The organism is Elusimicrobiota bacterium, from assembly GCA_026388095.1.
In the GTDB taxonomy this organism is placed as follows: Bacteria; Elusimicrobiota; Elusimicrobia; order UBA1565; family UBA9628; genus UBA9628.
The window spans coordinates 70,757-83,653 of record JAPLKL010000041.1; the positions used below are offsets into that span (position 1 = coordinate 70,757).

The window sequence follows — 12,897 nt, forward strand, 5'->3', positions numbered from 1 at the left end:
GCCGGGCCCGGAGAGCCGTATGAGCCCAGAACCGCGATGGGAACAGAGCCGATGCCAACGACGACGACCTTGAATCAGGTCGACCCTGGCCCTGACGATCGGGTCCCCCTCGGACCTCGCCGCCTCATGCTCGCGCTGGTCCTGGCCGCCGGAGCCCTCGCCTGGGGCCTGATGATCCTGCATCGCGGCTACACCTATGATGAGGTCCTGCGGACCCACTCGGTCTGGATGACGTCGCAAGGCCTGCGGCCGTACCACGACTTCTTCGAGTGCCATCCGCCCTACTTCGCGCTTCTGGCCCCGCTGGCGCGGGGCCTCAAGGACCCCGCCGCGCTGCTCGTCGCGCTGAGGCTGGTCGCGCTGGCGGGAAATCTCCTGTTCCTCGCCGGCCTCGCGGCCGCGCTGGCCGGGCCCCCGGGGGTGCTCGCCGCGATCCTGGGGACGGCGCTGGTCGCCTTCCACCCCGCGGTGCTCGCATTCCTCGCAGAGTTCCGGATCGACGGATGGGGGTACGCGCTGGCCATCTGGAGCATCGTGTGGTTCCTGCGTTCGCGCCGATCCTGGCGTGGCGCGGGGCTCGGCGCCGGGACCGGGATCGCGACCCTATTTCTCTGCCCAAAGGTCGCGCTGCTGCCGCCGCTGGTCCTCGCGTTCGAACGACTCCGGGCGCGCAGCTCCTGGAGAGACGCGCTATGGGCTGGCGCGACGTACGGAATCGGCATCGCCGCCGCCGGAGGGCTCTTTTGGGTCTGGCTGGCGGCGAACAGGCTCGGCGCCGGCCAGGTCTTCGCCCTTCTCGTAAGCTACAACTCGCTGAGCAACTTCCATTCGTCCTACGGCCACGGGCTGTGGCGGGAGATAGGGGGGTGGCCGACGCTGGGCGTGCCGATCCTGGCCGCCGCCGCGGCCGGCGCGGTCAGCTGCATCCGCGCCAGGACGCTGCCCGCCGCCTATCCGGCGGCTCTGGCTCTTTGGCTCGCCGCGCAAGCCGCGCTGGTCTCCTTCCCCCACGCGCAGTACTACGGGCCATGGTTCCTCTTCGCCTCGGGCCTCTTCCCCTTCCTCTATCCTTGGCTGAAGACCTTCCCGGGACGCGCGGCAGCCAGGATGTTCTTCGGGGTGTGCGCTCTGTCGGTAGCGGTGTCCCTCGTCAACGCGCCCTGGATGGACTCGCGTGAGTCTCGGGATGACGGGGCCATCCGCCGGACCATCAACGAGGTCACGGACCCAGACGACTATATCGTGGCGATGCCGCCATTCCATCCCATCGACCGCCGTGACACGTTCTTTGCATGGTTCGACACTTTCGACCCGGCCGGGCACGAGACCGAGGAGATCCTGCAAGGGCTGCCGCTGGTCCGCGGCCTGGTGTCCGAGCAACGGTACCGTGATGAACTGCAGGCGCATCCTCCCGCGCTCGTCGTCCTTTGGTCCGACTCCGCAGGCCGCAAGTATCCTCGCCGCCAGCAAGCGTTGCTCGAGCAGTTCCTTCAGGAACGCAGATATGTCGTCTTCGAGATCGGCGACGTGCCGGTCGCGGTGCGTCCGGACCGTTTCGAGCGCTTAGCCCGCCTGCGCCCGCAACTGCTGTATTTGGGCAATTTCCGGCCCCGCGGTTAGCCGCCCCAATTCTCGAAGCCGAGCCCAGGGTCGCAGCGCAAAGACCGGCCCACGCGGCGTCTGCGCAGCCGGTGGCTGGCCGCCTGGGCGAGCATGGCCCCGTTATCCGTGCACAGGATCGGCGGCGGGATGCTCACGCGCAGGCCGCGGCTTGCGGCCGCCTCTGCGAAAGCCTCGCGCAGCCGGGCGTTGGCCGCGACCCCGCCTCCCACCACCACCTGCTTGACCCGGTGGCTCAGCGCGGCGGCGACGGTCTTCCTGACCAAGGTCTCCACCACAGCCTCCTGGAAGGAGGCGCACAGGTCGGCGGTCTCCTTGCGCGTGGGCTTGCGCTCGAGGTCCCGCAGGTGGTAGAGCATGGCCGTCTTGATCCCAGCGAAGGAGAAATCCCAAGTCCCGGGCAGGAGCGGCCGGGCGAAAGCCACGGCTTGCGGGTCGCCTCGACGCGCCAGCCGGTCGATCGCGGGCCCGCCCGGGTAGCCCAGGCCCAGCATGCGCGCCACCTTGTCGTAAGCCTCTCCCGCGGCGTCGTCGCGCGTGCGGCCCAGGACGCGGTAGCGGCCCGGGGCCCGGCACAGGAGGAGGTCCGTGTGCCCGCCCGAGACGATGAGCGTGACCAGCGGGAAGCGGATCCGGCCGCTGAGCTCGGCCGCGAAGACATGCCCTTCGAGGTGGTTCACCGCCACGACCGGGCAGCCCAGGGTCTCAGCCGCGGCCAGAGCCGCCATCTTCCCGACCAAAAGCGGCCCCATGAGCCCCGGACCGCGGGCGAAGGCTACGGCATCCACCTTCCGCCCCGCCAAGGCGGTCTCCACCACCTCGCCGATGCGCTGCAGGTGCGCGCGCGCTGCCAGCTCCGGCACCACGCCGTGGAAGCGCCGGTGCAGGCGTATCTGGGACGAGACGACATTGGAGAGGATATGGCCGTCCTCGACCACGGCGGCGGCCGTCTCGTCGCAGGAGGTCTCGATGCCCAGGACTCTCATATGAGTTCGGGGACACAATACTTAATTCCCGTCCTACTGCGCATAGGTATCCCTTGAATTAAGTATTGTGTCCCTCAATTCTATTTCTCCTTGCCTTTGAGACGCCCCAGCACATCCCCAGACTTGACGATGGCCGCGGCGCGGTCCAGGACCTCGTCGCGCACGGTCTCGTCCTTCTTGACCGCGGAACGAGGCTTCTTGCCCGGCTCGTAGATCATCTCCCACTGGGAGAAGATCTTCTCCTCCACGTCGCGGGCGACCGGGACCACGATGTCCGGCGTGATGCCGCCCGTCTTCTTCTTCTCGTCGCGGTGGATCGAGCGGCCGTTGGGCGTGTAGTAGCGCGCGATGGTCAGTCGCAAGCCGCAGTTGTTCGGCAGGGGGATGACGGACTGCACGCTCGCCTTGCCGTAGGTGCGCTCACCCATGAGCAGGGCGCGGCGATGGTCCTGCAGGGCTCCGGCGATGATCTCGGAGCCGGAAGCGGAGGCTTCGTTGACCAGGACCACCAAAGGCAGGTCCTGGTACGGCGCCTGGGTCCCGCCGCGGAATTCCTGATGGCTGTCGGGACGCCGGCCCTGGGTGTAGACGATGAGCTTCCCGTCGCCCAGGAAACTCGCGGCCACATCCACCGCCGAGGCCAGCAGCCCCCCCGGATTGAAGCGCAGGTCCAGGATGAGGCCGGCGAGCCCATCCTTGGATAGGGCGCGCAGGGCGGCGCGGAAATCATCCGTGGTGCGGGCGCTGAACTCGGAGATGCGCACATAACCGACCTGGCCGTCGAGCTTGCGGTATTGGACGCTCTCGATCTTGATGTTCTCGCGAGTGAGCCAGAACTCCTTCTCGACCCCGTCCTCATCGGAGGGCGCCTGGACGACCGTCCCGGAACTGGCCTTGGTCCCGGAGCCGGCGGCGGACTCGGGCCAGCGCATGACGGTGAGCTTGACCTTGGAGCCCGGCGCGCCGCGCAATTTCTCCATGGCGTCGGCCACTTGGAGCTCCTTGGTGCTCTCGCCGTCGATCTCGATGATGCGGTCGTTGGGCAGGATGCCCGCGCGGAAGGCCGGGGTGCCGGGCAGAGGAGTCAGAACGGCGAGCCAGTCATCCTTCACGATCATGCGGATGCCGATTCCGCCGAAGGCGCCTTCGGTCTCCGCCTTGATCTCGCGATGCGCCTGCGGCTCCATGAATTGGGAGAATGGGTCGAGCGCGCGGACCATGCCCGCGGCCGCGCCGTAGACGAGCTTCTGAGTGTCGGTCGGGTCGACGTAGTTCTCCTGGATGTAGTTGATGACGTCTACAAGGAAGGAGAGTTGCTCGTAGGTCTTGTCGTCGCCCTCCGGGCGGGCCGGGGCAGAGGCTTTCTTGGGGTCGGCGGCGACCGCCGGCCCGGCCGGGCCCCCCCAGGCCGACGCTCCGAGAGCAGCCAACGACAGGCCGATGAGAGCCAGACGCAGAGTGATCCTCATGAGCGATCTCCTATGATTTCTTCTGGAGCCAGGACATGGGGTCCAGGGCCTCGGTCCCGCGACGCAGTTCCAGATAGACCACGCCCTTGCCCGCCTCCCCGCCGGCCGTGCCGACGGCCTCGCCGACTTCGACCGGCGCGCCCTTGGCTTTCTGGATGTCGCCCAGTTCGCCGTAGATGCTGAAGAACCCGCCGCCATGGTCGACGATGACCACTTTGCCGTAGGACCGGAAGGGCCCGGAGTAGATCACCCGGCCGGCTCCGACCGCGCCCACGGGGGCCCCGGGCTTCGTCGCGAAGGTGACTCCCTGGCGGATGACCCAGGTGTTGAGTTCCGCATTGCGCTGCCGGCCGAAAGGCCGCGCCACGGTGCCGTCCACCGGCCAGGGCAGGGAATTGCGGGGCAGCTCCAGGCGGGTGGGGCCCTGCCGGTCATAGCGCTTGGCCGCGCCGAGGCGGGAGAGCAGCTCGGTCAGGGCGCGCTTGGTCTCCTCGAGCTCCCGGGCGCGCTTCTCGGCCGCCTGCACCTGGCCCCGAGCCGCGGCCACGGCCGCCTGCTTGCGTCCGTACTCCTCCCGGACTTGAGCGGCCTCCGCCTCGGCCCGGCGGCTACGGCCCCGGAGCTCCACCGCCGAGTGCCGCGCGGCTTCGACGGCGGCCTCGGTCTTGTGGCGGTAGCCCAGGAGACTGGAGACGATGCGGGCCTTGTCCAGGAGCACCGCGCGACGGAAGGCCTCGGCCCACAGGTCCGCGCCCCCCCAGGCCTCCTCACGGGCGGCCAAGGCCACGACGTAAGCGCGCAGCTCGCGGTCTCGCGCCGCCGTCCAGAATCCCGAAGCGAGGTTCAGGGCGCCGAGGTGCGATCTGAGCCCCACCCGCCTCTGCTCGGCTTCGTGGATGTTCCTCCGGATGCCGCCGATGCGGCGGCGGGTGTCCGCGTCGTGGCTCTCCAGCTTATGCAGGTCGCGGTTGAGCGCAGATTCCTGGCGGCGATACTCATCCAGGTCGGATTTCACCTTCTCATACTCCTTCTGGATGCGGATGAGGTCCCGACGCTTCTCTTCCAGCTGGCCCGACGCGACGCCCGGGAAAGTCCAGAGCAAGGCCGCGGCCAGGCCCAGGCGCGCCAGAACGATGCGGTCCATGAGCTCGTCTAGGGTGGGGAGAAAAGCCCGGCCGCCAGCGCGGCCGCGGCCCATACGGCGAACTGGGATCCGGCTGCCGGCATCTCCCACCAGGGCAGGTACTGGCGCGCGGGCCAGGCCGCAGCCAGGGCCAAGGCCAAGCCGACCGCAGCCCCGACTCCGGCCGGAGCCACGGCCGCCGCCGGCCGAGCAGCACCGGGCCAACGCGCCCACCAGAGGACCGCGGCCAGGGCCGCGCAGGCCAGGCAGAGCAAAGAACTCAAGATGAGGCTCAGGTAATGGCCGTAGAGCTGGGCCTGCAGGATGGCGCGGACTTGGCCCGACCGGTAGCGCAGATCCGCCCAGTCGGCGACGCCGCGGACGCTCGCCAGCCATTCCTCGAACCGCCCCAAGGCCGCGGGGGCGGGACGCACCTCGAAAGCGGGGCGCAGGGGATTGTCCCCCATCCAGGTGACGGAGTCCACCAATTCCGGGTCATCCCGGCGCAGGTCCGCCAGAGCGGCGTCGCGGGAGACGAAGCGCGCCTCGCTGACCTCGGACAGGCCCAGGAGCTTGTCCTCCAGGATCTTCGCCTGGCTCTCCGGCAAGTCATTCTTAAGGAACATCAAGACCCGGAAATCCTCCCGCAAAAGGTTCTCGAATCGGAAGACCTGAGTGCGCACCAGGAGCAGGCTCTCGCCGGCCAGGCCGGCCATGGCCGCGAGGGCGAAGGTCAAAGACCGGCGCAGGGCGGGGTTCATGCAGGAGAAGTATAGTAAAACCGTCAGCGGTAAGGCACGAAGACGCGGACCGCGGCGGCCACGCGCGAGCCGACCCAAGGCAGAAGCATGAGCAAAGTCAGGACCAGCAGCATCGGGTATTGGCCCGCAACGAAAGCCAGGAAGCCGCGCAGCTCGCCCGCGACCCGGCGCTTGGGGTGCTGCGGCGCCGGCGGCGCGGGCGGGGCCGGCATCATCTTGACCACGTCGCGAAGCGCCATGACCCGCGGCAGGACGCTGATGGGGACCGAGGCCTCGACTACGAGCACGGTCTCGGCGGTCCCGGGGACCGTCTGGGTGCCGATCGTCCGCCGCACGCGCAGGCCTGGCGTGGCGGGATTGCGCTCCAGGTCGGCTACGACCTCGGCCAAGCTGCGGCCCGGAGGCACGCGCACGCCCATGAGCATGTCCGTGGCCGTTTGCGGAGCCGGCTGGCGCGCCGCGGGATTGATCTGCAGGCGCGCGACGGTCGGGACCTGCAAGGCCGCGCCAACGCGGTTGGAAGGAAGCCAGCCCCACAGGGAGATCTGGTCCGGCCCCGCGCCGACCGCGGCGGGCTCGAAGCGGGGATCCTGCCGGAATCCCGCCAGGCGGGAGAGGTCCGCGACCGCGTCCTTCAGGGTCGCGTCCGGATGCTTCTTCAGATCGATGTTCAAGGTGACGAACACCTCGGGAGCCTTGCCGGCCGTAAGGATATCCGTCCGGCCGGCAACTGCGGGACCTGCCGCGACCGCCCCTTGTGCGCGCAGCTGCGCAGGGGGAGCGCCGGCATCTTTCTGACCGAGGATGTGGGACTCATAGTCCCTGCGTCCCAAGGTGGCCGCTTGGTCTTCGCTGACGCCGTTGATCTTCTGCGCGGAGAGCTCCATGGGCGCCGCCAGCCCTTCCCAAAGCGAATAGCGGCGCCGGTCGCCGTCCGCCGGGGCGGAAGACTCGGTGCCGGCCGCGTCGGTCCGCGGGCGAGTCACGGCCGGACGCGGGCGAGTCAGGGCGGGGTGTATCGGCAGAGGCTCCGAGGGACGACCATCGGGGACGGGGACGAGGTCATGATGCGGGAGGGGTCTCGGGACCGGTTGCGCAGTTGCGCCCGAGGCCCCGCTCTGCTGGGCCCCGGTCTCCATCGCGTCGCTGGCGTCAGGCGGCAGTTGGTTGTAGCCGCCGCCTTCGCCGACGAACTTGAGCTTGAAGGGCGAGCTTGCGGAAGGGCTCTTAGGCTGGGCGCAGAAGGCGGGGGCTGAAGCGAAACTGAAGATACTCGCCAATATGACAAGGATTCCCATAAGGCTTGCGCCTCGGCCGACAGCCTATCTTATCACAGTTCCGGTTCTGGGTCAATAGTCCCAGAAGCCGTAGGCCTTTGGGCCCAGCTCTCCCATGCCGCATGAGCGATCAGGGCGGCCCCGCCGACGACCAAGCCCGCGGCCAGAACAGCCGCGGTCTGTCCCAAGATCTGCCAAGGAGCGGCCTCGGGCCGGCCCAGCGCCGCGATGGTCCCGATCGGGAAGAGCAGGCTCAGCCAGAACCAGGGGCGGGGGTCGTCGACCCGGCAATGCGCGGCCTGCGTCCCCTTGGCGTCGAGTTGACGCCCGACCAAGTAGAGAGCATGCATCAGCGCGGGCACCCCGACCAGGAACTCGCGCCAGCGCCAGGGCCACCACCAGAGGGACTCGGAAGCGTCCGCAGCCGCCTGCAGTTGCGGCCATAGCGACGTGCCCGCCAGCACGAGCCGCGGCCGGAACAGCAACGCCGCGCCCAACACCGCAGCCGCGCCCAACAGCAAGTCCAGGTAGGTCGGCGAGCGGGCCAGCCCCCGGCCCAGCGCCCGCGCCGAGAGCGGATACAAGGCGAATCCGCCGATGACCAGGGGCCAGGCCATGGTCGAGAAAGCCAGGCTCTCGGGAAGCGCCGCGGCGTCGCCGCCGGCGAGGAGCAATCCGACGATCAGCCCCACAGCGGCGGCCGCGGCCGCGGCGGTCACGACGCCCAGGACGATCTCGGCGACGGGCGAAGCGAGGGGCCGCCGCGCCTGCACCTGGCCGTGGAAGTGCTTGAAGCCCTTGACGCCGAAGCGCACCGCCGCGATCGGGCCGAGGACGGCCAGGCCCCAAGCCAGGAGGTTGCGCCAGGGCGGCGACGAGCCGCGTCGCGAAGCCTCCAGTCCCGTAGCGTCCGAGCCGATGAGCCCGCGTTCGCGCAAGGGCCGCAGCGCGGCGCGCACACTCGCCAGGTTCTCTTCGGCGTCCGCGGCCGGGTCCAGCCGCAGCAGCAGGACCCGGCCGGGCTGGCTGTGGATGGCGCGCAGCAAGGTGGGCAGGGGCGCCGGCGCCGGGATGCTGCGCGGCGTACGCAGGGCGACGGGTCCCCGAGCCCCGCTGATCCAGGCTTGGCCGGAGGGGTCCAGATGGAAAGGGACGAGCTTGAGCGCCGCGGCGAGGGCAAGGTCTTCCGAGGCCACGCCGACCTTCAAGCCCGGGTCCGGCTCGCGGGTCAACTCGATGGAGCCATGGCCGCCGACCGTCGAGGTGCTGAACACCAGGTTCTGTCCGCGCAGCGTCTCGGCCACGCGGGCGAAGAGCTTGGGGTCGTTGACCCAGACCAGGTTCGCCTTGAGCGGCGCGTTGGCCGCGATGAGGCCGACGCCCTTCCACTTGGAGATCTCAGACCGGGAGAACACCAAGGCCTGGCCGGAATCGGCGAGCTCGCCCAAGGTCTGGGTCCGCAGGACCATGGCGCCCACCCCCATGGCCTGCGCCCGGGTCCAGAAGTCGGACAGCGCGGTCCCGGAGCCCGCGCACGCGGCCGCCGCCTCGCCGGCATCGAGGGCAGCCAGGGACCGGGGGGAGGGCTTCTCCACCGTGCCGGCGGCCCAGGCCAGCAGCAGGAATCCGGCGGCCGCGAGCCACGGCCTCGCGTTGGATCCGGAAGCGGCAGCCATCACGGCGCCTCCGGCGCGCGGCGCTCCGCCGTGGCACGCTTGAAGAGATCCAAGTAACTGCGCACGGAGCGGTTCCAGGAGAAGTCGCCGCTCATCCCCGCTTGCGTGAGCTCGGCCCAGGACGGGCCCGCGCAGGCGTCCAAGGCGCGGCCCAAGGCCCGGCCGAAGTCCCGCGCATCGCCCGGCTTGGCCGTGAAGCCGTTGAGTCCCTCGGTGACGGTGTCGCGCAGGCCGCCCGTGCGCGTGACCACCGGCACGCAGCCGTAGCGCATGGCGATGAGCTGCCCCAGCCCGCAAGGTTCGAAGCGCGAAGGCATGAGCAGGATGTCCGCCGCGGCGTAGAGACGGTGCGCCAGATCCTCGTCGTAGCCGCAGCGAAAGCGGGCCGCGCCGCTGTGGCGGCGCGCCCAGCCGGCCACGGTCTTGACCAAGGAGGGCTCGCCCTCCCCCACGCCCACGAAGCGGCACCGCCGCAGACGCGGCGCCAGGGCTTGCAGGGCGATGTCCCAGCCTTTCTGGCGGTCGAGCCGGGCGACCATCCCCACGAGGGGGACGCCCGCCGCAGCCTTCAGGCCGCAATCGGCCAGGAACCAGTTCTTGCAGGCCGCCTTTCCCTTCCGGTCTCCCAGGGAATAGCGCTGGGCCAGGCAGGAGTCCCGCTCCGGATTCCAGCAGTCGAGGTCAAGGCCGTTGAGTATGCCGACCAGCCGGTCCCGGCGGCGGCGCAGCAGGCCCTGCAGGCCGTGGCCTCCGGACGGGGTCTGCAGCTCGCGGGCGTAGGTGGGGCTGACCGTGGTCAGCCAGTCCGCGTCGGCCAGACCGGCTTTGAGGAAGCTGTAGCCCTTCGCGGTCTTGGCTTTCCGGATGTCCGTCCTCGCGAAGCCAGCCTGGATGAAGCTCCGGGCCGGGAACACGCCTTGGTAGGCGATGTTGTGGATGGTGAGGACCGTGGCGGCGGCGGAGAAGAAGGGGTCTTGGGCGTAGAGGGTCTTGAGGTAGGGGGCGATCAGGGCCGTCTGCCAATCGTGGAGGTGGATGACATCCGGCTTGAAGCCCATGGCTTTGGCGCCTTCGAGCACGGCCCGGCAGAACACGGCGTAGCGCAGGTCGTTGTCCGGGTGGTCGCGGCCGTCCACGCCGTAGAGGCCGTCGCGGTCGTACAGGGACGGAGAGTCGATGAACTGCACGGAGACCGAGCGCCACTGCATGAAGCGCAGCGCGACCGCCACGGAACTGGCGCCGAAGGGGACGTCCAGGGGATGAGACATGCCGCCCTGCAGCGCCGCGGACTCCACGACCCGGTACTTGGGCAGGAAGAGCACGACGTCGTGCCCGGCGGCGCCGAGCTTCTGGCTCAAGGCGCCGACCACGTCCGCCAGCCCGCCGGTCTTGCAGAAGGGGAAGGCCTCGCTGGCGGCCAGGAGTATCTTCATCCCAGGCTCACGGCTCCGGAGCCTTCTCCTGGGGAGGTTCCGACGACGCATCATCCGCAGGCCAGATGGGGGCGGCGGGCTCAGCGGGCGCTTCCGGCTCCGGCTCGGCGACCGGTTCGGCGGGCTGCGGCTCGGGAGCGGGCTCGCCGGCCTGCGGCTCCGGCACGGGAGCCGCGGCGACCTCGGGGGGAGCAGGATTCTCCGGGGCCTGGAAATCGTCGATGGACGGCAGGTCCTCAAGGCTGCGCAAGCCGAAGTGGCGCATGAAGTCGGCCGTGGTCCCGTAGAGCAGCGGCCGCCCCACGCTCTCCTTGCGTCCCACGACCTTGATGAGGCGCTTCTCCAGGAGCGTCTCCAAGGCCGCGATGACCTCCACCCCGCGGATCTCCTCGATCTCGGCGCGGGTGAGGGGCTGCTTGTAGGCGATGATGGCCAAGGTCTCGTGCGCCGCGGTGGAAAGGCGCATGGTCATCCTCTCGGCGAAGAGCTTGCGCACCAGGTCGCCGTGGGTCGGCCGGGTGGCCATCTGGAAGCCTCCGGCGACTTCCAGGACCTGGAGGGCGGACTTCCGGTCCTCCAGGTTCTGACGGATAGCCCCCACCAAAGCGCCCAGGCGGGCGGTATCCTTGACCTTGGTGAGCTTGCGCAGCTCGTCGAGACTCAGCGGGTGGTCGGTGATGAAGAGCAGGGTCTCGAGCTGGCCCTTGAGCTCATCATCCGGCAGGGGCGATGCTGGCGTCTGGGACATCGACGCGGACCTCCTTTTTGTAGACCATGATGGGGCCGAGATTCCCCTCTTGGCGCACGAAGACCTTCTCCATCTTGACGAGTTCGAGCATGGCCAGGAAGCAGGCGAGTATGCCCCGCCGCTTGCGCTCGTCGGAGAAGATCTCCACCCAGCTGAGCGCGGGCCGGCTCTCGAGGAGGAACATGATCTTGGCCATCTTCTCCTCGATGGGGAACTCCTCGCCGACCACCTCGCGGGTCTCATGCTTGGCGCGCTCGAGGATCTCGCGGAGGCTGCCGAGCAGGTCGAAGAGGTTCAGGTCCAGATTCTTCTGCGACTCGTCGAAAGTGGGCACGCCCCGGTAGAAGACGTCCTTGAACTCGTCGGCGCGCTTCTCCAGGAACTTGGCCGCCTCCTTGAACTTCTGGTACTCCAGGAGCTTGGCCTTGAGCTCGGCGGTCGGATCCGGGCCGGTCTCCTCCTCCTCGCCGGGATGGCTGGGCAGGAGGGCCCGCGCCTTGATGCCGATCAAGGTCGCGGCCATGACCAGGAACTCGCCGGCCAAGTCGAGGTTGAGTTCCTTCATCAGGTCGATATAGGCCAGGTACTCGTGCGTGATGTGGGCAAGGGGGATGTTGTTGATGTCGAGGTCGTCCCGCTTGACCAGGAACAGGAGCAGGTCGAGCGGCCCCTCGAACATCTCCAGATGGACTTGGTGGCTCATCTCAGCCTCATGGCGCGGCGGACCTGCTCCAAAGTGGACTTGGCGACGGCCGAGGCTTTGCGGGCGCCCTCGGCCAGTATCTCGTCGACTTTCTCGGGCTTGGCGGCGTAGCCTTCCCGGGCCTTGCGGAACTCGGCGAAGGGGCCGTCCAGGGACTGAAGCAGGCTCTTCTTGTCGGCCACGCAGCCCAAGCGGCCGGCGCGGCATTCCTCGCCAATCTTCTCCCAGTCCTGGGTGTAGAGCTTGTGCAGAGCGTAGACCGCGCAGCCGGGAGGGTTCTCGGGGCAAGGATCGGGATGGCCGGGAGTGTCCTTGCGGAGCTTCTGCGGGTCCGTGTACATGGACATGACCTTGGCTTTGAGCGAGTCCGCGGTCTCGTAGATGTTCACGGCGTTGCCGTAGGACTTGGACATCTTGCGGCCGTCGCAGCCAGGGACCTTGGGAGTCTGGGTCAGCAAGGGCTGGGGCTCGGAGAGCACGGGACCGTAGATGTGGTTGAATTTGCGCGCGATCTCGCGGGAGAGCTCGACATGCGGGAGTTGGTCCTGGCCGACCGGCACGCGACCGCCCTTGTAGAGCAGGATGTCCGCGGCCTGCAGGACCGGATAGCCCAAGAAACCGAAGGTGCGGATCTCGGACTTGGCGGCCGCCTCGCCCTCAGACGCCTTGTGGTCCTCCCCGTCGGCCGCCTTGCTCAGCTTGGTCTTGGACAGCTCCTGGAGCTGTTCCTTCCATGTGGGATTATTCTCCAGCCAGGACAACGGGGTCACCATGCCGAGCAGGACCGCGAGCTCCGCGTGCTCGGACACGTCGGACTGCTTGAAGATGACGCATTTGGCGGGATCGAGGCCGGCGGCCAGCCAATCGAGCACCATCTCGCGAATATTATCTTGAAGGGCCGAGGTGTCCGAGTAGCCAGTGGTGAGCATGTGCCAGTCCGCCACGAAGAAGTAGCAGTCGTAGCGGTCTTGCAGGGAGACCCAGTTCTTGAGCGCGCCCCAAGAGTGGCCGATGTGCAGACGGCCGGTGGGCCGCATCCCGGAGACCACGACTTCCCGGCGGTCTGGCATGGGGTGTATCTTAGCGAATTGCCCAGGGGGA

General features: G+C 68.8%; 11 protein-coding genes. 1 reads left to right on the top strand and 10 read right to left on the bottom strand.

What is annotated here, in order from left to right; all coding sequences use genetic code 11:
• Nucleotides 1-126: 126 nt before the first annotated feature.
• Nucleotides 127-1,620: a hypothetical protein gene (locus NTY77_09605; GenBank protein MCX5795736.1), complete on the top strand. Its 1,494-nt coding sequence runs from the start codon at nt 127-129 to the stop codon at nt 1,618-1,620.
• Here the strand turns inward: NTY77_09605 and tsaD are convergent.
• From tsaD to trpS, 10 genes are all read right to left on the bottom strand, one after another.
• Nucleotides 1,617-2,606, bottom strand: a complete 990-nt coding sequence (gene tsaD / locus NTY77_09610) for a tRNA (adenosine(37)-N6)-threonylcarbamoyltransferase complex transferase subunit TsaD (protein MCX5795737.1) — start codon at nt 2,604-2,606, stop codon at nt 1,617-1,619. The two genes, NTY77_09605 and tsaD, sit on opposite strands and share 4 nt — an antisense overlap.
• Nucleotides 2,607-2,686: 80 nt before the next feature.
• Nucleotides 2,687-4,075 carry a S41 family peptidase gene (locus NTY77_09615; protein MCX5795738.1) on the bottom strand — a complete coding sequence of 463 codons (1,389 nt, stop codon included), beginning with the start codon at nt 4,073-4,075 and terminating at the stop codon, nt 2,687-2,689.
• Nucleotides 4,076-4,085: 10 nt separating this feature from the next.
• Entirely contained in the window at nt 4,086-5,219 is a 1,134-nt protein-coding gene (locus tag NTY77_09620; protein MCX5795739.1) for a peptidoglycan DD-metalloendopeptidase family protein, read from the bottom strand.
• A gap of 8 nt (nt 5,220-5,227) precedes the next feature.
• The gene (locus NTY77_09625) at nt 5,228-5,959 is read right to left on the bottom strand and encodes a permease-like cell division protein FtsX (protein MCX5795740.1); all 732 of its coding nucleotides are present in this window, start codon (nt 5,957-5,959) and stop codon (nt 5,228-5,230) included.
• Between the two features lie 23 nt (nt 5,960-5,982).
• Entirely contained in the window at nt 5,983-7,257 is a 1,275-nt protein-coding gene (locus tag NTY77_09630; GenBank protein MCX5795741.1) for a hypothetical protein, read from the bottom strand.
• 32 nt (nt 7,258-7,289) lie between these two features.
• The gene (locus tag NTY77_09635) at nt 7,290-8,915 is read right to left on the bottom strand and encodes a hypothetical protein (protein MCX5795742.1); all 1,626 of its coding nucleotides are present in this window, start codon (nt 8,913-8,915) and stop codon (nt 7,290-7,292) included.
• Nucleotides 8,912-10,345 (bottom strand): glycogen/starch synthase, encoded by a 1,434-nt coding sequence (locus tag NTY77_09640; protein MCX5795743.1) that lies wholly within the window; start codon nt 10,343-10,345, stop codon nt 8,912-8,914. The genes NTY77_09635 and NTY77_09640 overlap by 4 nt, the downstream gene beginning before the upstream one ends.
• A gap of 7 nt (nt 10,346-10,352) precedes the next feature.
• Nucleotides 10,353-11,093: an SMC-Scp complex subunit ScpB gene (gene scpB / locus NTY77_09645; GenBank protein MCX5795744.1), complete on the bottom strand. Its 741-nt coding sequence runs from the start codon at nt 11,091-11,093 to the stop codon at nt 10,353-10,355.
• Complete coding sequence (locus NTY77_09650) at nt 11,059-11,796, bottom strand: segregation/condensation protein A (GenBank protein MCX5795745.1); 738 nt, start codon at nt 11,794-11,796, stop codon at nt 11,059-11,061. Before NTY77_09650 ends, scpB begins: the two co-directional genes overlap by 35 nt.
• Nucleotides 11,793-12,866, bottom strand: a complete 1,074-nt coding sequence (trpS, locus tag NTY77_09655; protein ID MCX5795746.1) for a tryptophan--tRNA ligase — start codon at nt 12,864-12,866, stop codon at nt 11,793-11,795. The genes NTY77_09650 and trpS overlap by 4 nt, the downstream gene beginning before the upstream one ends.
• Nucleotides 12,867-12,897: the final 31 nt, after the last annotated feature.